The organism is Xanthomonas sp. D-109 (assembly GCF_017746095.1).
GTDB lineage: Bacteria > Pseudomonadota > Gammaproteobacteria > Xanthomonadales > Xanthomonadaceae > Xanthomonas_A > Xanthomonas_A sacchari.
Genome location: NZ_JAGHWV010000001.1, coordinates 716,300 through 736,020, shown reverse-complemented (window position 1 = coordinate 736,020; position 19,721 = coordinate 716,300). Strand labels below are relative to the sequence as shown.

Sequence of the window (19,721 nt, the reverse complement as noted above, 5' to 3'; positions counted from 1 at the left end):
AAGCCGCTCCTACAAACACGAGAACCCGCTCCGACCCGAGGGCATCCCATGAAGAAATGGCTGGCATTGCTGTTCCTCGCCCTGCTTGCCCTCGGCGGCTACGTCGTCGCCGGGCCGTACCTGGCCATCCGCGGCATCGACCAGGCGCTGCGCGAGCGCGATGCCGCGGCATTGGAGCGCTACGTCGACTTCCCCACCCTGCGGGTCAATCTCAAGGCCCAGGTGGACGATGCGCTGGTGCGCCGCGCCGGACCCGACCTGCAGTCCAGCCTGTTCGGCGGCGCACTGCTGTCGCTGGCCGGCGGCCTCGGCGGCATGAGCGTGGATGCGCTGGTCACCCCGGCCGGCATCGGCGCGCTGATGCAGGGCGACGCGCTGTGGAAACGCGCCAGCGGCGACACCGTCGGCGGCGACACCTACGCCGCGCCGCGCCCGCCGCAACCGCTGCGCCAGGCCGAACACCGCTTCGAATCGACCACGCGCTTCGTCGCCACCGTGCACACCGCCGACGGCACCGCGGTGCCGTTCGTGTTCACCCGCGAGGGCCTGCGCTGGAAGCTCAGCAACATCCTGCTGCCGCTGTAGGCGATGGCAGCAACGCATGGCTGGGCTTGGATCACCTTTCCAACACCCCGTTTTGCATGGGATCGTCCTGTCTCGTAGGAGCGGCTTCAGCCGCGACGAGGCCATGCCTGGAAATCCATCGCGGCTGAAGCCGCTCCTACGCGGGAGCCCTGTCCTGATCGGAGGCTACGATCGAGGCGCCCATGTTTCCCCAGGCAGCATGCAGTCGGGACTGAAGTCCCTCCCACAGGGGGCATCTCCGGCTATCCAATGCCATCCGCCTTCCTGCCAGATGGGTCAACTGGTCGATGCACGCACGCGCGCCGCTCCTCCACTGCCACCTGCCCGGCCTCGACACGGAAAGATCGCTACAGCTGCAGGCAGATCAGCCCGGACACCTCAGGATCTCCTGCGCTACGCCACAGGTTTGGGGTGGCGAATGCGCACCCCGCGTCCGGGCATATCAGCGCGATCTCGAACGCCGGCGGCGCCTGCACCGAGCGGTGTGGTTCGCATTTAGCCACCGAGCGGAAGCAGGCGGTCGATGTAGCGCGGAATGCGCGACGTCGACTTTTCCGCGACGCGCAGCGTGCCGGCCTCGAGCCGGAACAGTTTGGTCTCGGTGGCCACCAGCACGCTGCCCTCGCCGTCGCTGGCGAAGGCCCGCGCCTGGTTGCCGAGGGCGACCGACGCCACTTCGTCGCCTGTCGCCAGGGACAGCGCGCGCACCCGCAGCGCGCCGAAGCTCACGCCCCATCCATCCGCGACCAGCACCTGCCCGGTCCGTTCATCCAGCCAGAGTCGATGGGCGGCCACGCCGGGCACGGTGGTCTGCCACAGAATCGTGGCAGCCTCGGGATGTGCACTCGCGTGCGCAGGCGGCGATGCAGCTGAATCGTGTTGCGGACGCATCGATGTGCGGACTCTTCCATCAAACGAGCGGGAATTCCCGCAAATCGCAACTGAGCGCAACGTGTTTGCCAGCAATGGCGTGCAACGTCCGGCAGGCGCCGTGTGCGAACGATGCACGCGCAACCCAATGACCGGATACCGCCAGACCCCGCCTAGCGCGGCGCGCCCGACCCCGACCTGCCCGCCAGCGCCTGCTGCACGCGCCGGAACGGCGTGCGCAGTTGCCAGCGTGCCGACCACGGCAGGCGTGCCAGGGCCGCGTGCGCGTCCAGCGCCGGCAGCGCACTGCTCCAGGCGAACACCACATGGTTGTCCATCTGCGGCTCGTCCAGGCGCAGCACGCGGCCGCCGAACAGCGCACGCAGATGCGTCAGATGGCGGCGGGTGTCGGTGTCGTACAGGTTCACCGCCAGTACCCCACCCGGTGCCAGCGCCGCGTGGCAGTCCTCGTAGAAACCGCGGCTGAGCAGCGCGGCCGGGATGCCGTCGGCGTCGTAGGCGTCGAGCAGCAGCAGGTCGTAGCGATCGCGCCGTTGCCGCAGCAACCGCGCGCCGTCGCCGTGCACGGCCTCGAAGCGCGCGTCGTCGTCCGGAATGCGGAACGCCGCGCGCAGGGCCAGCACGTCGGCGTCGGCCTCGATCGCCTCGATCCGCGCCTGCGGCAGGTGCCGGTAGCAGAACTTGGCCTGCGAACCGCCACCGAGGCCGACGATGCCGATCCGCCGCGGGTCCGGGCGCAGCAGCAGCGCGCCGAGCATGCTGCGGGTGTAGCCGACCTGCAGCACGTCCGGCCACCAGGTGTACATGCGGCTCTGGGTCACCTCGCCCTTGAACTGCAGGCTGGTGTAGCGCCAGCCGTGGCGCACGTAGGGCCGTCCGGGACGCAGGTCGGTGGGCGCGTCCGCTCCCTGCCGCAGCAGGCGGCGCAGCGCGGCCCAGCGGCCGCCGCCGGGCGCCGCGCTCACGGCTTGGCGATGTCGTTGGCGACCCCGTGCGGCACATGCCCGGCGGCGACGCGCTCACGGGCGGCGCTGTCGATGTTGTGCTGCGAATCGTCGAAGAAGATGTCCGCGCCGAAGGCCTGCAGGAACGGGCCCTTGTGGCGGCCGCCGAGGAACAGCGCCTCGTCCAGGCGCACGCCCCACTCGCGCAGGGTGCGGATCACCCGCTCGTGCGCCGGCGCCGAGCGCGCGGTGACCAGCGCGGTACGGATCGGCGACGCTTCGCCGGCCGGGAACGCGGACTGCAGCGCGTGCAGCGCCGACAGGAAATTGCGGAACGGCCCGCCGGTCAGCGGCTCGCGCGCGTTCTCGCGCTCGTAGCGGCCGAACGCCTCCACGCCCTGCTCGCGCGAGAAGCGCTCGCCCTCGTCGCCGAAGATCACCGCATCGCCGTCGAAGGCGATGCGCAACTGGGTGGACAGACGATCGGCATCGATCGCACCGGCCGCCGCGGCCGCTTCCTGCGCATGCTCGCCGGGCGGCTTGGGCAGGATGGTCGCCGCGGCGATGCCGTGGCTGAGCGCGCGCCGCACCGACTCCGGATTGGCCGAGAGGAACAGGTCGGTGCCGAACGGCTTGACGTAGGGCCAGGTGGCCTCGCCGGAGGTGAAGGTGGCACGCACGATGCCCAGGCCGTAGTGCTGGATCGAGTTGAAGATGCGCAGCCCGGTGTCGGCGGAATTGCGCGAGAGCAGGATCACCTCCACCGGCGGCGTCTCCGGCGGCGTGCCCTGGTTCAGCGCCAACAGCTTGCGCACCACCGGAAACGCCACCCCGGGCGCCAGCACATCGTCCTCGCGCTCGCGCTGATACGCGCTGTACGCCTCCACCCCCTCCCGCTCGAACAGGGCATGGCCCTCTTCCAGATCGAACAGGGCGCGCGAGGTGACCGCGACGGTGAGCAGACGGGGGGAGTTGTCGGACATTTTTGGGCTGGGAGTGGGGAATCGGGAATGGGGAATGGGTAAAAGCGGTTTACAGGCGTGGAATTTATCCAGAGAAAGGGAATTGCCAGGAAACCGCTCTTGCGATTCCCCATTCCCGATTCCCCACTCCCAGCCCTACACCATAAATTGCTCGCTCAAGATCCGCTCCTCCAGGTTGTGCTCCGGATCGAACAGCAGGGTGACCAGGCGGTCGCGGGATTCGCGGATGGTGACTTCGACCACGTCGCGGGTCTCGTGCGAGTCGGCGGTGACGCTGACCGGGCGCTTGTACGGGTCCAGCACGCGGAAGCGCACTTCGATGTCGGCCTTGAGGATCGCGCCGCGCCAGCGCCGCGGCCGGTACGGGGCGATCGGGGTCAGCGCCAGGGTGTGCGAGCCCAGCGGCAGGATCGGTCCGTGCGCGGAGGAGTTGTAGGCGGTGCTGCCGGCCGGGGTGGACACCAGCACACCGTCGCAGATCAGTTCGTCGACGCGGGTCTGGCCGTTGAGGTCGATGCTCACGTGCGCGGCCTGGCGGGTCTGCCGCAGCAGCGAGACCTCGTTGTAGGCCAGCGAGCCGGTGGTGGCGCCGGATTCGGTCTGCGCCAGCATTTCCAGCGGCCGCAGCTTGGCCGGTTCGGCCAGCGCCAGGCGCGCGACCAGGTCGTCGTCGCGGAACTGGTTCATCAGGAAACCGACCGTGCCCAGCTTCATGCCGAACACCGGCTTGCCCAGGCTGCCGTGGCGATGCAGGGTCTGCAGCATGAAGCCGTCGCCGCCCAGCGCGCACAGCACGTCGGCGTCGGCCGGCTCGCAATCGCCGTAGCGTGTCACCAATTGTTCGCGCGCGTGCTGCGCCTCCGGCGCGACGCTGGCGAGGAAACAGATGCGGGGCGAGGACGGCAGGACGGAAGCATTCATGGCCCCGATCATACCCGCGGCGCCATGACTGGCGCGTGCCGGCGCACCGGCGACACATATTCGCGCTCGCAGCGATGGCGCTGTCTGCGCTCGCCGCGGATGGCGCGTGCGCCTGCGCTGCGCTTGCGATCGGCCCCTGCCCAGCACGCTTCCGCAGTGCCGGCGATTGCCGTCCGGGCCTGCGACCGGGCCTTGTCGCGCGGTCCGGCCTATCTGCCGGACAGGTAATCGTCGCGCGCGGTGCGTGCGGCCTGCTCCTGCATCGCCTGGCGCACCGGCGCCGGCACCAGCGGGGTCAGATGCGCCCGCACCTGCTGCGCCAGTTCCAACGACCTGATCTCGCCCATGCCCTCCTGCCTGCGCGCATCGGCCAGGCACAGCCAGTACCAGGCGCGCGCCTCGTCCCTGCACGCCTCCGGACCGCAGGCCTGGATCCAGGCGAGTTCGGGCTCCCAGCCAGCGCCCGCGCACCAGCCGGGACGGCTCCATTCGGCCAGCAGCGCGGCATGGTCCGGCGTGGCGCCCATGCCCAGAAAACGACGGCGGCCGTACTCGCGCAAGGCCACGCTGCAACCACAGATGTCCAGCCAGGTGCGGGCATGGACCGCGCGCTTCAGTGCGGCCAGCGCCGCGGCCTGCTCGTCATTGGCGTCCAGTTGCAGAAACAGCGCATAGGCCGCATCGCCGACGGATGCCCTGGACAGGGCGCGCAAGCGCCTCAGGTCGCCCTGCCGCGCCTGCTGCAGTGCCTGTTGCAGCCGCACCTCCAGCGGGGGGTGCCGTGCCTGGATGACGATCCACAACAGGATCAGCGCGGGGATGGCCAGTAACCACATGATGCGTCTCGAAAGAAGGCGCTGCAGGCGCATGCGCGCCGCATGGCACGGATGGGATCGGCTAGCTTTACAGAATCGCCCTGCGGTGCGCAGCACGGTCGACAGCAGCAGCGGGATGTTGCCGAACTGGCAATCGACGCGAGCAACAGTGCAATGCGGCGTGCCCGCCAACGGCGCGTCGCCGCAAATGCAGGCGACCGCCCAGGCGGTACCACGCAGTGACGCGGTACCGCTGTGGGCCAGGTCCGCGAGCGCGGACCTGGCCATCGACACACGACCTCAGACGCCGTGCGCCGCCAACTGGCCCAACCGCTGCACCGCCACCGACACGGTCGGGTAGTCCAGGGTCTTCTGCGCGGCCAGTTCCTGCAGCATGCTCAGGGTGAAGCGCAGGCTGCTGTCGTCGCGCTGCAGCCAGTGCTGCACCTTGGCCTCGGCGCTGCCGCCCGGCAGGCTCAGCGCCTGACCAGCCAGCGCGCTGTGGTGCTTGGCCAGTTCGTCGCGCAGCACGCCGCGGGCCACCGCATGCCAGCGGCCGTTGACCTCGAGCGCGTCGATCTGCTCGAACAGCCACGGCAACTGCAGCGCCTCGCCCAGGCGGAAGTGCACCTTGGAGACTTCCACCGGCTTGAGCTTGCGGGTGCGCGCCATTTCAATGATGTCGAACGCCGGCTCCAGGAAGCGCAGTTCCGACAGCTGCTGCGCCAGTGCCGGCGGCAGGCCCTTGTCCTGCCACTCCTGCACCAGGGCCTCGTAGCGCGGACGCTGCGAATCGGGCAGCACGCCGGAGGCGACGCGGATGTCGTTGAACGGCTCGTAGTAGCGCTCCACCGCCGCGGTGATGCCCGGCATCGGACCCGGACGGAACAGCAGCCAGCGCACGAAGGCGCGCTGCAGCGTCCAGATCACCTCCAGCGCGTCGATCTGCACCGACTCGGGCACCTTGCCGTCCAGCGCGTCGATCTGCGTCCACAGCGCGCGCGCATCCAGCGTCTCGCGGCTGATGGTGTAGGCCTTGGCGACCTCGGCGATGCTGCGGCCGGTGTCTTCCTGCATGCGCATCAGGAAGGTGGCGCCCATGCGGTTGATGGTGGTGTTGGTCACCGCGGTGGCGATGATCTCGCGCTTGAGGCGGTGCCGCTCCATCGCGTCGGCGTACTTCTTCTGCAACGGCTGCGGGAAGTAGCGCTGCAGTTCCTTGGACAGGTACGGGTCCTCGGGGATGTCCGATTCCAGCAGTTGCTGGAACGCCACCAGCTTGGAGTAGGACAGCAGCACCGCCAGTTCCGGCCGGGTCAGCCCCTGGCCGCGCGCCTTGCGCGCGGAGATCTCCGCGTCCGAGGGCAGGTATTCGATCTGCCGGTCGAGCAGGCCCTGCGCTTCCAGGGTGCGGATGAAGTGCTGCTTGGAACCCAGGCGCTTGACGCTCATCCGCTCCATCAGGCTCAGCGCCTGGTTCTGGCGGATGTTGTCCCACAGCACCAGTTCGGCGACCTCGTCGGTCATCGACGCCAGCAGCTTGTTGCGCGCCTCCAGGGTCAGCTTCTTGGCCTGCACCACGTCGTTGAGCAGGATCTTGATGTTGACCTCGTGGTCGGAGGTGTCCACGCCGGCCGAGTTGTCGATGAAGTCGGTGTTGAGCAGCACGCCGACCTGCGCGGCCTCGATGCGGCCGAGCTGGGTCAGGCCGAGGTTGCCGCCCTCGCCCACGATCTTGCAGCGCAACTCGCCGCCGTTGACGCGCAGACCGTTGTTGGCGCGGTCGCCGACGTCGCCGTGGGTTTCGCTGGCGGCCTTGACGTAGGTGCCGATGCCGCCATTCCAGAACAGGTCCACCGGCGCCTTGAGGATGGCGTTCATCAGGTCGTTCGGCGAGAGCTGCCTGACGCCCGGCTCCAGGCCCAGCGCCTCGCGCACCGGCGCGCTGATCTCGATCGACTTGAGCGTGCGCGGATAGATGCCGCCGCCGGCGCTGATCAGCTTGGCGTCGTAGTCGGCCCAGCTGGAGCGCGGCAGCTTGAACAGGCGCTCGCGCTCGGCGAAGGACGCCGCCGCATCCGGGTTCGGGTCCAGGAAGATGTGGCGGTGGTCGAACGCGGCCAGCAGGCGGATATGGCGCGACAACAGCATGCCGTTGCCGAACACGTCGCCGGACATGTCGCCGATGCCCACGCAGGTGAAGTCCTCGTTCTGGCAGTCGCGGCCCAGCGCGCGGAAGTGGCGCTTGACCGACTCCCAGGCGCCGCGCGCGGTGATGCCCATGCCCTTGTGGTCGTAGCCGACCGAGCCGCCGGAGGCGAACGCGTCGCCCAGCCAGAAGCCGTGGTCCAGCGCCAGGCCGTTGGCGATGTCGGAGAAGGTGGCCGTGCCCTTGTCGGCGGCGACCACCAGGTACGGGTCGTCCTGGTCGTGGCGCACCACCTGCGGCGGCGGCACGATCTTGCCGCCGACGATGTTGTCGGTGATGTCCAGCAGGCCCTGGATGAACAGCTTGTAGCAGGCGATGCCCTCGGCCAGCACCGCGTCGCGATCGCCGCCGACCGGCGGGCGCTTGCAGAAGAAGCCGCCCTTGGCGCCGACCGGCACGATCACCGTGTTCTTGACCATCTGCGCCTTGACCAGGCCCAGCACCTCGGTACGGAAGTCCTCGCGCCGGTCGGACCAGCGCAGGCCGCCGCGCGCCACCGCGCCGAAGCGCAGGTGCACGCCTTCCACGCGCGGGCCGTACACGAAGATCTCGCGGTACGGACGCGGCTTGGGCAGGTCCGGCACCTTGGCCGAATCCAGCTTGAAGCTGATGCAGTGGCCTAGCCCACCGTCGGCGCTGCGCTGGTAGTGGCTGGTGCGCAGGGTCGCCTCGATCACGCCCTTGAAGCTGCGCAGGATGCGGTCCTCGTCCAGGCTCGCCACCTGGTCGAACAGCTTCAGCAGTGCGGACGAGACCGCCTCCAGCTGCGCCTCGCGATTGCCGCTGCGCGCGTCGATCACCGGCTGCAGCGCCTTCAGCGCGGCTTCGTCGCCGTTGGCCAGCAGGCGCAGCTGCGCCGCCAGCGCGGCCTGGCCCTCGGCGATCTGCGCCTTGCTCTCGCTGCCGGTGGCCGGGTCGAAGCGTGCCTCGAACAGCTCCACCAGCAGCCGCGCCAGCAGCGGATAGCGGTTGCAGGTTTCTTCCACGTAGGCCTGCGAGAACGGCACGCCGGTCTGCAGCAGGTACTTGCAGTAGCCGCGCAGCACCGCGACCTGGCGCCAGCTCAGGCTGGCGCCGACGATCAGGCGGTTGAAGCCGTCGTTCTCGGCGTCGCCGCGCCAGATCCGCACGAAGGCCTCGCACAGCGGCGCGTCGGCGGCTTCCACGTCGATGCTGCCGGCCAGCGGCTCGACCTCGAAGTCCTGGATCGACAGCGGCGTGCCGTCCACCACCAGCCGGTACGGGCGTTCGGAGATCACCCGCAGGCCCAGGTTCTCCATCATCGGCAGCACGTCCGACAGCGGCAGGTCGTCGTGCTGGCGGTACAGCTTCAGGCGCAGGCTGTCGGCACCGTCGCGGCGCAGCGCCTGCAGGCTCAGGTGCAGGTCTTCCGGACCGCGCAGCGCGGCCAGGCGCTCGACGTCGCGCGCGGCGATCTGCGCGGTCGATTCTTCGATGTAGCCGGCCGGCAGCGCGCGGCCGTAGCCGGCGGCCAGGCGCAGGCCGTCGCGCTCGCCGCGGCTGGCTACCAGCGCCTCGCGCAGGTCGTCGTGCCAGTTGCGCAGCAGGTGCGCCAGGCGCGATTCCAGTTCGGTGGTGTCGAACTCCAGCGCCTCGCCGGGCTTGGGCCGCACGATCATGTGCAGCTGCGCCAGCGGCGATTCGCCCAGCACCACGTTGGAATCGATGTACTCGCCGTGCAGCGCGTCCTTCAGCAGCGCCTCGATGCGCAGGCGCACGTCGGTGTTGAAGCGCTCGCGCGGGATGTACACCAGCGCGGAAATGAAGCGGCCATACTTGTCACGGCGCAGGAACAGGCGGCTGCGCACCCGCTCCTGCAGGCCGAGGATGCCCATCGCGGTGCGGTACAGCTCTTCCTCGTTGGACTGGAACAGTTCCTCGCGCGGCAGCGTCTCCAGGATGTGGCGCAGCGCCTTGCCGCTGTGGCTGCTCGGGGTCAGCTCGGACTTGCGCATGACCGAGTCGAAGCGCTCGCGCACCAGCGGGATCTCCCACGGACGGCGGTTGTAGGCGCTGGAAGTGAACAGGCCGAGGAAGCGCTGCTCGGCGACGATGCGGCCCTTGGCGTCGAACTCCAGCACGCCGATGTAGTCCATGTAGCCGCTGCGGTGCACCCGCGAGCGCGCGTTGGTCTTGGTCAGGATCAGCGCTTCCTTGGTGCCGGACTCGCTGAGGCCGTGCGCGGCCAGCGTGCGCACCGGCCGCGCCGGCGACTTGTCCTGCCCGCGCAGCAGGCCCAGGCCGCTGTCTTCCAGCGGCGCCAGCACGTCTTCGCCGCCCTGCTTCTCCACGCGGTATTCGCGGTAGCCGAAGAAGGTGAAATGGTCGGCCGCGGCCCAGCGCAGGAATTCCTGCGCCTCGCGCCGGCCCTTGTCGTCCACCGGCAGGCGCCGCGTGGTCAGGTCGTCGGCCAGCGCCAGCATCTTCTCGCGCATGCTGCTCCAGTCGCGCACGATGTTGCGCACCTCGCCGAGGATGCGCCGGATCGCCGCTTCCACCTGCGCCATGTCCTCCGGCGGCTGGCGGTCGATCTCCAGCGCCATCAGCGATTCCGGCTTGCCCTCGCCCACGCTTTCCAGCGTGCCGCCCTTGTCGCGCTGCATGCGCAGCACCGGGTGGCCGAGTACGTGCACGCCGATGCCCAGTTCCGCCAGCGCCATGCTCACCGAGTCGACCAGGAACGGCATGTCGTCGTTGACGATCTGCAGCACCGTGTGCGACGACTCCCAGCCGTCGTCCTTCAGGTTCGGATTGAACACCCGCACGTTGACCGTGCCCGGCTTGCGCTTGCGCGCGAATTCCAGCATCGACGCGGCCAGCGCCGCCCACTCCTGCGCACTGTGGTGCGGGAACTCGTCCTCCTCCATGCGCTTGTAGAACTCTTCGGCGAACGTCTGCGCCTCGTCCTGGCGGCCGGCCGGATAGCGCTTGCGCAGCGCCGCGAACACCGGGGTCAGGCTGAAACCGCTGGCGGCCGGCGCCGCGTCGATCACCTTGGCCGTGGCCGGGACGGTCGCGGCCAGCTTGGGCGGCGTCGCGGCCTTGCGCGGGGCGGCGGGCTTGACCGCAGGCTTGGCGGCCGCCTTGGTCTTGGCGGGCGCCTTGGCCGGCTTGGTGGCGGACGGGGTCGCGGAGGTGCGGGTGGCGGCCGAGGATTTGGAACGGGAAGCGGCGTGTTTGGGTTTCATGACGGAGAGCAGCAGCGATGCTCGATGGGAAAGCGCGAATTGTACCGGTGCGTCGTTCAACTACCTTGCTGCATCGCAAACCGATGCCGCGCCGCAGCCGACGCGCCAGATCGCGCAAAGTGTCTACAACATGCTCGTCACGCGGCGGTCACCATGCTGGTCGGACTGGGCTGTTGTCAGCAAGAACGCCCCTGTGTCAAGGCTGTTCTAATTCTAAACTGGACGGTATAGTCCACAATCGATGAACACCCCCCTCGCCTCTGCCGCACAGCGCCAGGCGCGCGACCAGCGCGTGTACGCCGCCGTGCGCGAACTGCTGGCCGAGGAAGGCATGGGCTTGAGCATGGAGGCGGTGGCCGCACGCGCCGGCTGCTCCAAGCAGACCCTGTACAGCCGCTACCGCAGCAAGCAGGGCCTGCTGCGGCGAGCGATGCAGGATCACCTGGACCTGGCCACCGCGCACCTGGAGCCGGTGCAGGACGACCTGCGCGGCAGCCTGCTGCGCTTCGCCTGCGAATACCTGGAGCAGCTGTCGGAACCGCGGGTGCTGCAGAGTTGCCAGCTGATCGCCGCCGAGTCGCGGCACTTCCCCGACGAAGCGCGCGCCATGTTCCGCGACAGCGCCGGTGCGCTGATGCAGCGCCTGGGCGAGTGCCTGCGCGGCGCCATGGCCCGCGGCCAGCTCCGGCATGACGATCCGCACTTCATGGCCGAACTGCTGTTGAGCATGATCGTCGGCATGGATTTCGAGCGTCAGCGCTTCCACAGCGCGCATCGCGGCGACGCCGCCGCGCAGCGCGCCTGGGCCAATTTCGCCGTGGACGGCTTTTTGCGCGCGTTCGCCGCCGCCCCTTCCCTTCCTTCTACAAAACCAGACCGGAGTACCACCCGATGACCTCCCCGTTGCGTTCTCTCGCCCTGGCCTGCGCCGTCGTGGTGGTGTTGGCGTCCTGCAAGAAACAGGATCAGCAGCAGGCCATGCCGCCGCCGGAAGTGGGCGTGCTGCAGGCGCAGCCGCAGACCGTGCCGTTGCAGCGCGACCTGGTCGGCCGCCTGTCCGCGTTCCGCAGCGCCGATGTGCGCGCCCGTGTCCCCGGCGTGCTGGAAAAGCGCCTGTACACCGAAGGCACCGACGTCAAGGAAGGCCAGCCGCTGTTCCAGATCGACCCGGCGCCGCTGCGGGCGACCCTGGCCTCGGCGCAGGGCCAGCTGGCCGCGGCCGAAGCCACCTACGCCAACGCCAAGGCCGCCGCGGCCCGCGCGCGCAGCCTGGCGCCGCAGGCCTACGTGTCCAAGTCCGACCTGGACAACGCCGAAGCCACCGAGCGCAGCTCCGCCGCCTCGGTGCAGCAGGCCCGTGCGGCGGTCGAAACCGCGCGCATCAACCTCGGCTACGCCACCGTCACCGCGCCGATCGCCGGCCGCGCCGGCAAGCAGCAGGTCACCGAGGGCGCGCTGGTCGGCCAGGGCGACAGCACCCTGCTGACCACGATCGACCAGTTGGATCCGCTGTATGTCAACTTCTCGATGAGCGCCGACGAACTGGCGCAGCTGCGCCAGGCGCAGACCGAGGGCAACGTCGCCCTCAACGCCGAGGACAAGTCCACCGTGCAGATCAAGCTCGGCGACGGCAGCACCTATGCGCATGCCGGCACCCTGGACTTCTCCGGCGCCGCGGTCGACCCGAGCACCGGCTCGGTGACGCTGCGCGCGCTGCTGCCCAATCCGGACCGGGTGCTGCTGCCCGGCGCCTTCGTCAGCTTCTCGGCCAACCTGGGCCAGCGCAAGGACGTGTACCTGATCCCGCAGGCGGCGGTGCTGCGCGACGCCAAGGGCCCCTACGCCATGGTCGTGGGCAAGGACGGCAAGGTGGTACGCAAGGACCTGACCACGGCCGGCCAGCAGGGCGACAAGTGGATCGTCAGCGGCGGCCTGCAGAGCGGCGACCAGGTCGTGGTCAGCGGCCTGCCCAAGGTCAAGGAAGGTGCACCGGCCGTGGCCAAGCCGTGGGATCCGAACGCCGCCGCCCAGGGCCAGGGCCCGGGTGCCGGCGCGGCGCCCGGCCAGGGCGCGCAAGGCGCCGCGGCGCCAGCCAAGGGCGCCGCCCCGGCGCAGGGCGCAGCGCACGGCGACACGCCGGACGCCGCCTCGCATTCCGACCAGCCGAAGCAGTAACGGACTCCCCCCATGCCTAAGTTCTTCATCGAACACCCGGTCTTCGCCTGGGTGGTGGCGATCCTGATCTCGCTCAGCGGCGTGATCGCCATCCTCAATCTCGGCGTCGAGTCGTATCCCTCGATCGCCCCGCCCCAGGTCACCGTCACCGCCACCTATCCCGGCGCCAGCGCCAGTACCACCGAACGCTCGGTCACCCAGGTGATCGAGCAGCAGCTGACCGGCATCGACCACCTGCTGTACTTCAGTTCGTCGTCGTCCTCCAGCGGCACCGCCACCATCACCCTGACCTTCGAGACCGGCACCGATCCGGACATCGCCCAGGTACAGGTGCAGAACAAGGTGTCGCTGGCCACCCCGCGCCTGCCCTCGGAAGTGACCGCGCAGGGCGTGGTGGTGGCCAAGGCCAACGCCGGCTTCCTCAGCGTGATCGCGCTGCGTTCGGACAACCCGTCGATCGACCGCGACGCGCTCAACGACATCGTCGGTTCGCGCGTGCTGGAGCAGATCTCGCGCGTGCCCGGCGTCGGCAGCACCCAGCAGTTCGGTGCCGAGTACGCCATGGACATCTGGCTGAACCCGGAGAAGCTGCAGGGTTACCACATGTCCGCCAACGACGTGTACACCGCGATCCGCGCGCAGAACGTGCAGTTCGCGGCCGGTTCGCTGGGGTCGGATCCGGCGCCGCAGGGCCAGTCGTTCACCGCCACGGTCAGCGCCGAGGGCCGCTTCACCTCACCCGAGCAGTTCGAGAACATCATCCTGCGCGCCGACGGCAACGGCACCGTGGTGCGGCTGAAGGACGTGGCCCGGGTCGCGTTCGGCCCGACCAACTTCGGCTTCGACACCCAGTACAACGGCAAGCCCACCGGCGCCTTCGCCATCCAGCTGCTGCCGGGTGCCAACGCGCTGAACGTGTCGGCCGCGGTCAAGGCCAAGATGGACGAGCTGCAGCCCAGCTTCCCGCAGGGCGTCACCTGGTTCACGCCGTACGAGAGCACCACCTTCGTCAAGATCTCGATCGAGGAAGTGGTCAAGACCCTGGTCGAGGCGATCGCGCTGGTGTTCCTGGTGATGCTGGTGTTCCTGCAGAACTTCCGCGCCACCATCATCCCGACCCTGGTCATCCCGGTGGCGCTGCTCGGCACCTTCCTGGGCATGTGGGCGATCGGCTTCACCATCAACCAGTTGACCCTGTTCGCGATGGTGCTGGCGATCGGCATCGTGGTCGACGACGCGATCGTGGTGATCGAGAACGTCGAACGCATCATGTCCGAGGAGCACCTGGCGCCGAAGGCGGCCACGCACAAGGCGATGACCCAGATCACCGGCGCGGTGGTGGCGATCACCGTGGTGCTGGCGGCGGTGTTCATCCCCTCGGCGATGCAGCCGGGCGCGGCCGGCGCGATCTACAAGCAGTTCGCGATCACCATCGCCATGTCGATGGCGTTCTCGGCGTTCCTGGCGCTGAGCTTCACCCCGGCGCTGTGCGCGGCGTTCCTCAAGCCCACCCACAACGACAACCCGAACTGGGTCTACCGCACCTTCAACAAGTACTACGACAAGCTGTCGCATCGCTACGTCGGCGCGGTCGGCAGCACCATTCGCCGCGCGCCGCGCTGGATGGCGGTGTTCGCCCTGCTGGTGGTGCTGTGCGGCTTCCTGTTCACGCGCATGCCGGGCAGCTTCCTGCCGGAAGAGGACCAGGGCTTCGCGCTGGCGATCGTGCAGTTGCCGCCGGGTGCGACCAAGACCCGCACCAACGAAGTGTTCGCGCAGATGCGCGGCGTGCTGCAGCAGCAGAAGTCGGTCGAAGGCATGCTGCAGGTGGCCGGCTTCAGCTTCCTGGGCCGCGGCGAGAACGTGGGTATGGGCTTCATCCGGCTCAAGCCCTGGGACGAGCGCGACATCACCGCCGGCGACCTGATCCAGCAGTTGAACGGGATGTTCTACGGGATCAAGGACGCGCAGATCTTCGTGGTCAACCTGCCCACGGTGAACGGCCTGGGCCAGTTCGGCGGCTTCGACATGTGGCTGCAGGACCGTAGCGGCCAGGGCGAGGAAGCCCTGCTGCAGGCGCGCAACATCGTGCTCGGCAAGGCCGCGCAGCGCCAGAACGCGCTGGCCGGCGTGCGTCCGAACGGCCTGGAGAACTCGCCGCAGCTGCAATTGAAGGTGGACCGCGTGCAGGCGCAGTCGATGGGCCTGTCGGTGAGCGACATCTACCAGTCGATCCAGCTGATGCTGGCGCCGGTGTACGTCAACGACTTCTTCTACGAAGGCCGCATCAAGCGCGTCAACATGCAGGCCGACGCGCCGTTCCGCACCGGTCCGGAGTCGCTGCGCAACTTCTACGTGCCCAGCAGTACGTCCACCGACAGCAGCGGCCTGCCGCAGATGATCCCGCTGAGCACGGTGGTGAGTTCGGACTGGATCTACAGCTCGCCGTCGCTGAGCCGCTACAACGGCTACTCGGCGGTCAACATCGTCGGCAACCCGGCGCCGGGCGGCAGCTCCGGCCAGGCGATGAGCGCGATGGAGGACATCGTCAACAACGACCTGCCGCCGGGCTTCGGTTTCGACTGGAGCGGCATGTCGTACCAGGAAATCATCGCCGGCAACACCGCGACGCTGCTGCTGGTGCTGTCGATCGTGGTGGTGTTCCTGTGCCTGGCGGCGCTGTACGAGAGCTGGTCGATCCCGGTGTCGGTGCTGCTGGTGGTGCCGATCGGCGTGCTCGGCGCGGTGGCGTTCTCGCTGCTGCGCGGCCTGCCCAACGACATCTACTTCAAGATCGGCCTGATCACGGTGATCGGCCTGGCCGCCAAGAACGCGATCCTGATCGTCGAGTTCGCGGTGGAGCAGCGGGCGATGGGCAAGACCCTGCGCGAGGCCGCGGCCGAGGCGGCGCACCTGCGCTTCCGCCCGATCCTGATGACTTCCTTCGCGTTCATCCTCGGCGTGCTGCCGATGGCGATCTCCACCGGCGCCGGCGCCAACGCCCGCCACGCCATCGGTACCGGCGTGATCGGCGGCATGCTGTTCGCCACCGTGCTGGGCGTGCTGTTCATCCCGCTGTTCTTCGTGATGGTGCGGCGCATGCTCGGCGACAAGCTGGACGAGCCGTCGAAGGAGTTCACGCAGCTGCAGGAAGCCGGACTGGCGCGGCATCAGCCGGATCGCTGAGGGGCGGGGATTGGGGATTCGAGAATGGGGATTCGTGAATCCTCCTCTCGGACTTGATCCTTCCGCCTTGTAGAGGCAAACAAAAAGCGGCCGCAAGGCCGCTTTTTGTTGTGCGGGAACCAGGTCGGGAAGCGCGACCCGATACCCCATGCAGGCTGAGCGCTCCTTGAAGGCTGAGCGCTCCTTATGGGAGGGACTTCAGTCCCGACGCAGTGCAGCCCGAACGCCGCTCATCCCTTTTCCGCGAAAAGAAAAAGCGGCCTTGCGGCCGCTTCTCCTGATGCCTCGACCGATTCGGGAACCGGCTAATCCCGAATCCCGAATCCCGGCCTCACCGCAGCCCGGTCTCGTTGCGCGCGATCACCAGGCGCTGGATCTCGCTGGTGCCTTCGTAGATCTCGGTGATCTTGGCATCGCGGAAATAGCGCTCCAGCGGCATCTCCTTGGAATAGCCCATGCCGCCGTGGATCTGCACCGCCTGGTGGGTGATCCACATCGCCGCCTCGGAGGCGGTCAGCTTGGCCACCGAGGCCTCGGTGGTGAAGCGCTGGCCCTGCCCCTTCAACCAGGCCGCGCGCAGGGTCAGCAGCAGCGCCGCGTCCAGCTTGCACTTCATGTCGGCGATCTTGGCCTGGGTCATCTGGAACGCGCCGATCGGCGAACCGAACGCCTTGCGCTCCTTCACGTACTCCAGGGTCGCCTCGTAGGCGGCGCGGGCCAGGCCAATCGCCTGCGAGGCGATGCCGATGCGGCCGGCGTCGAGCACGCTCATCGCGATCTTGAAGCCCTCGCCCGGCGTGCCCAGCACCTCGTCGGCGCTGGCCACGTAGTCCTGGAACTCGATCTCGCAGGTGGCCGAGGCACGGATGCCCAGCTTGGGCTCGGTCTTGCCGCGGTGGAAGCCCGGCTTGTCGGTGTCGACGACGAAGGCGGTGATGCCGCGCGCGCCCTTGTCCGGCTCGCTCATCGCGAACAGCACGATGTACTTGGCGACCGGGCCGGAGGTGATCCAGCTCTTCTTGCCGTTGATGACGAAGCTGCCGTCGTCCTGGCGCACCGCCCGGCACCGCATCGCGGTGGCGTCGGAGCCGGACTGCGGCTCGGTCAGCGCGAAGGCGCCGATCTCGCGGCCCTCGGCGATGGCGCGTACGTACTTCTGCTTCTGTTCCTCGTTGCCGTTCTTGAGGATGCCGGCGCAGAACAGCGAGTTGTTGACCGACACGATGGTCGAATGGGCGGCATCGCCGGCGGCGATCTCGACCATCGCCAGCACATAGGCGATCGGGTCCATGCCGGCACCGCCGTATTCCTCCGGCACCTCGATGCCCATCAGCCCGTTCTCGCCCAGCAGGCGGATGTTCTCCAGCGGGAATTCGCCGGTGCGGTCGTGGTGCTCGGCGCTGGGGGCGATCCGCTCTTGGGCGATGCGCCGCGCCACGTCCTGGATCATCAATTGCTCTTCGGTAAAGCTGAAATCCACGTCGAACCCCTCCCGGGCTTGTTGGTGCGGCCATTGTAGCCGTGCCGACCATACGCTGGCGTGTGCAACTTGACCGGAACCGCCGCCCGGACCAAAATATCTCTATATCGCGATAGGAAGATATTTATGGATCTGGAGGACTGGTCGTCCCGGCTGAAGGTCTTCGCCGACGCCACCCGCGTGCGCCTGCTGGCGCTGCTGGAGCAGGAGGAGCTGACCGTGGCCGAGCTGTCGGCCATCACCCGCCTGGCGCAGCCGCGGGTCTCGACCCACCTGGCCAAGCTCAAGGAGGCCGGGCTGGTGCGCGACCGCCGCGCCGGCGTGTCGGCCTATTATCGCTTCGACGAGACCCTGCTGGACCCGGCCCAGCGTGCGCTGTGGCTGGCGCTGAGTACCGGCAGCGACGACCCGCTGCTGCGCCAGGACGCCGAACGCGTGGCCGCGGTGCTGGCCAACCGCGCCGCCGACCAGAACTGGGCCGACTCGGTGGCCGGCGACATGGAACGCCACTATTCGCCCGGCCGCACCTGGGAAGCGCTGGCGCGCACCGCCCTGCCGCTGCTGGAAACCGGCGACGTGCTCGATATCGCCTCCGGCGACGGCGTGCTCGCCGAACTGGTGGCGCCGCACGCGCGCCGCTACGTCTGCATCGACACCAGCGCGCGGGTGGTGGCCGCGGCCAGCGAGCGCCTGCGCCGGCTCGGCAACGTGGAAGTGCGCGAGGGCGACATGCACGCCCTGCCCTTCGCCGACGCCAGCTTCGACCTGGTGGTGATGATGCACGCCCTGACCTACGCCACCAAGCCGGCGCAGGCGGTGTGCGAATCGGCGCGGGTGCTGCGCCCGGGCGGGCGCCTGCTGCTGTGCAGCCTGGCGCGCCACGAACACAAGGCCGCGGTGCAGGCCTACGGCCACGTCAACCTCGGCTTTTCGGCCAAGGAACTGCGCAAGTTCGTCGGCAAGGCCGGCCTCGAGGTCTCCAGCCTGGAAACCGTGACCCGCGAGAAGCGCCCGCCGCACTTCGAAGTGATTTCCTTGATTGCGGGGAAGCCGGGAATCGGGAATGGAGACTCGGGAATCGAAAAAGCAAACGCCAAGGCCAAAGCAGCCGTAGGAGATGTCGCATGAGCGCCGTCGCTCCTCCCCCATTCCCCATTCCTCAGTCCCCACTCCCGGCCTCCCAATGGCTCCACCCCCAGCGCGCTGAAGCGCTGCTGCAGGCCCTCTCCGAGCGGATCCTGATCATCGATGGCGCGATGGGCACGATGATCCAGCGCCATGGGCTGCAGGAGGCCGACTATCGCGGCGAGCGCTTCGCCGAGGGCTACGACGCGCAGGCCGGGCACGTGCACGGCCCCGGCTGCGACCACGCGCCGCAGGGCCACGACCTGAAGGGCAACAACGACCTGCTGCTGCTGACCCGGCCGGAGGTGATCGCCGAGATCCACCGCGCCTACCTCGACGCCGGCGCCGACCTGCTCGAGACCAATACCTTCAACGCCACCGCGATCAGCCAGGCCGACTACCACCTGGAACACCTGGTGTACGAACTCAACAAGGCCGGCGCGCAGGTCGCCCGCGCCTGCTGCGACGCGGTGGAGGCACTGACGCCGGACAAGCCGCGGTTCGTGATCGGCGTGCTCGGCCCGACCAGCCGCACCGCCTCGATCAGCCCGGACGTCAACGACCCCGGCTTCCGCAACACCAGCTTCGACGAACTGCGCGCCACCTACCGCGAAGCGATCGACGGCCTGATCGACGGCGGCGCCGACACGCTGATGGTGGAGACCATCTTCGACACGCTCAACGCCAAGGCCGCGCTGTACGCGATCGAGGAAGTGTTCGACGCGCGCGGCGGGCGCCTGCCGGTGATGATCTCCGGCACCATCACCGACGCCTCCGGCCGCACCCTGTCAGGGCAGACCGCCGAAGCGTTCTACGCCTCGGTCGCGCACGGGCGGCCGCTGTCGGTGGGGCTGAACTGCGCGCTCGGTGCCAAGGACCTGCGGCCGCACGTGGAGACCCTGGCACGGATCGCCGACGGCTACGTCAGCGCGCACCCCAATGCCGGCCTGCCCAACGCCTTCGGCGAATACGACGAGACGCCGGAGGAAATGGCGGCGACGCTGCGCGAGTTCGCCGAGTCCGGGCTGCTGAACCTGGTCGGCGGCTGCTGCGGCACCACCCCGGCGCACATCCGCGCCATCGCCGAGGCGGTGCGCGGGCTGCCGCCGCGCGTGCCGCAGGCGGCGCAGGCGCAGGCCGCCTGATGAACGCCGCGCGCACCCTCGCCGTCGCCACCCGCGTGCGCGCCTGCACCTCC

13 protein-coding genes are annotated in these 19,721 nt (G+C 69.0%); 6 read left to right on the top strand and 7 right to left on the bottom strand.

The genetic code is table 11. The features are described 5' to 3' along the window. Positions 1-48: 48 nt before the first annotated feature. On the top strand, positions 49-585 hold the full coding sequence (locus tag J7357_RS03085; protein WP_209244791.1) for a DUF2939 domain-containing protein: 537 nt from the start codon (positions 49-51) through the stop codon (positions 583-585). 495 nt (positions 586-1,080) lie between these two features. Here the strand turns inward: J7357_RS03085 and J7357_RS03080 are convergent, their stop codons facing one another. From J7357_RS03080 to J7357_RS03055, 6 genes are all read right to left on the bottom strand, one after another. After that, positions 1,081-1,476 (bottom strand): hypothetical protein, encoded by a 396-nt coding sequence (locus tag J7357_RS03080; protein ID WP_209244790.1) that lies wholly within the window; start codon positions 1,474-1,476, stop codon positions 1,081-1,083. A gap of 152 nt (positions 1,477-1,628) precedes the next feature. After that, positions 1,629-2,441, bottom strand: coding sequence for a fused MFS/spermidine synthase (locus tag J7357_RS03075; RefSeq protein WP_209244789.1), 813 nt, complete (start codon positions 2,439-2,441; stop codon positions 1,629-1,631). Next, on the bottom strand, positions 2,438-3,403 hold the full coding sequence (locus J7357_RS03070) for a 5'-nucleotidase (RefSeq protein WP_017907609.1): 966 nt from the start codon (positions 3,401-3,403) through the stop codon (positions 2,438-2,440). The genes J7357_RS03075 and J7357_RS03070 overlap by 4 nt, the downstream gene beginning before the upstream one ends. Positions 3,404-3,538: 135 nt before the next feature. Beyond that, on the bottom strand, positions 3,539-4,309 hold the full coding sequence (locus tag J7357_RS03065) for an NAD kinase (RefSeq protein ID WP_029562019.1): 771 nt from the start codon (positions 4,307-4,309) through the stop codon (positions 3,539-3,541). 224 nt (positions 4,310-4,533) lie between these two features. Then, complete coding sequence (locus J7357_RS03060; RefSeq protein WP_244667194.1) at positions 4,534-5,427, bottom strand: hypothetical protein; 894 nt, start codon at positions 5,425-5,427, stop codon at positions 4,534-4,536. A gap of 12 nt (positions 5,428-5,439) precedes the next feature. Further along, entirely contained in the window at positions 5,440-10,557 is a 5,118-nt protein-coding gene (locus tag J7357_RS03055) for an NAD-glutamate dehydrogenase domain-containing protein (protein ID WP_209244788.1), read from the bottom strand. Positions 10,558-10,798: 241 nt separating this feature from the next. Here J7357_RS03055 and J7357_RS03050 point away from each other — a divergent pair, with 241 nt between their 5' ends. Genes J7357_RS03050 through J7357_RS03040 form a run of 3 tightly spaced genes read left to right on the top strand, consistent with a single transcriptional unit; the run spans position 10,799 to position 15,918 of the window. Further along, positions 10,799-11,452 (top strand): TetR/AcrR family transcriptional regulator, encoded by a 654-nt coding sequence (locus tag J7357_RS03050; protein WP_209244787.1) that lies wholly within the window; start codon positions 10,799-10,801, stop codon positions 11,450-11,452. Beyond that, positions 11,449-12,732, top strand: a complete 1,284-nt coding sequence (locus J7357_RS03045; RefSeq protein ID WP_209244786.1) for an efflux RND transporter periplasmic adaptor subunit — start codon at positions 11,449-11,451, stop codon at positions 12,730-12,732. Before J7357_RS03050 ends, J7357_RS03045 begins: the two co-directional genes overlap by 4 nt. 12 nt (positions 12,733-12,744) lie before the next feature. Next, complete coding sequence (locus J7357_RS03040) at positions 12,745-15,918, top strand: efflux RND transporter permease subunit (RefSeq protein WP_209244785.1); 3,174 nt, start codon at positions 12,745-12,747, stop codon at positions 15,916-15,918. A 331-nt stretch (positions 15,919-16,249) separates the two neighbouring features. On the opposite strand, the gene J7357_RS03035 is transcribed toward J7357_RS03040, so the two are convergent. Further along, positions 16,250-17,398 carry an acyl-CoA dehydrogenase family protein gene (locus J7357_RS03035; protein WP_209244784.1) on the bottom strand — a complete coding sequence of 383 codons (1,149 nt, stop codon included), beginning with the start codon at positions 17,396-17,398 and terminating at the stop codon, positions 16,250-16,252. 126 nt (positions 17,399-17,524) lie between these two features. Between J7357_RS03035 and J7357_RS03030 the strand changes: the two genes are divergently transcribed. Both J7357_RS03030 and J7357_RS03025 read left to right on the top strand, forming a co-directional pair. Further along, positions 17,525-18,526 (top strand): metalloregulator ArsR/SmtB family transcription factor, encoded by a 1,002-nt coding sequence (locus J7357_RS03030; protein ID WP_209244783.1) that lies wholly within the window; start codon positions 17,525-17,527, stop codon positions 18,524-18,526. Next, positions 18,523-19,668 (top strand): homocysteine S-methyltransferase family protein, encoded by a 1,146-nt coding sequence (locus J7357_RS03025; protein WP_209244782.1) that lies wholly within the window; start codon positions 18,523-18,525, stop codon positions 19,666-19,668. Before J7357_RS03030 ends, J7357_RS03025 begins: the two co-directional genes overlap by 4 nt. The last annotated feature ends 53 nt before the right edge of the window (positions 19,669-19,721 follow it).

Bases quoted from the DNA above. Each gene is read 5' to 3' on its own strand.
- J7357_RS03085 (WP_209244791.1), top strand. From the start codon at position 49: ATGAAGAAATGGCTGGCATTGCTGTTCCTCGCCCTGCTTGCCCTCGGC.
- J7357_RS03080 (WP_209244790.1), bottom strand. From the start codon at position 1,476: ATGCGTCCGCAACACGATTCAGCTGCATCGCCGCCTGCGCACGCGAGT.
- J7357_RS03070 (WP_017907609.1), bottom strand. From the start codon at position 3,403: ATGTCCGACAACTCCCCCCGTCTGCTCACCGTCGCGGTCACCTCGCGC.
- J7357_RS03060 (WP_244667194.1), bottom strand. From the start codon at position 5,427: ATGGCCAGGTCCGCGCTCGCGGACCTGGCCCACAGCGGTACCGCGTCA.
- J7357_RS03055 (WP_209244788.1), bottom strand. From the start codon at position 10,557: ATGAAACCCAAACACGCCGCTTCCCGTTCCAAATCCTCGGCCGCCACC.
- J7357_RS03050 (WP_209244787.1), top strand. From the start codon at position 10,799: ATGAACACCCCCCTCGCCTCTGCCGCACAGCGCCAGGCGCGCGACCAG.
- J7357_RS03045 (WP_209244786.1), top strand. From the start codon at position 11,449: ATGACCTCCCCGTTGCGTTCTCTCGCCCTGGCCTGCGCCGTCGTGGTG.
- J7357_RS03040 (WP_209244785.1), top strand. From the start codon at position 12,745: ATGCCTAAGTTCTTCATCGAACACCCGGTCTTCGCCTGGGTGGTGGCG.
- J7357_RS03030 (WP_209244783.1), top strand. From the start codon at position 17,525: ATGGATCTGGAGGACTGGTCGTCCCGGCTGAAGGTCTTCGCCGACGCC.
- J7357_RS03025 (WP_209244782.1), top strand. From the start codon at position 18,523: ATGAGCGCCGTCGCTCCTCCCCCATTCCCCATTCCTCAGTCCCCACTC.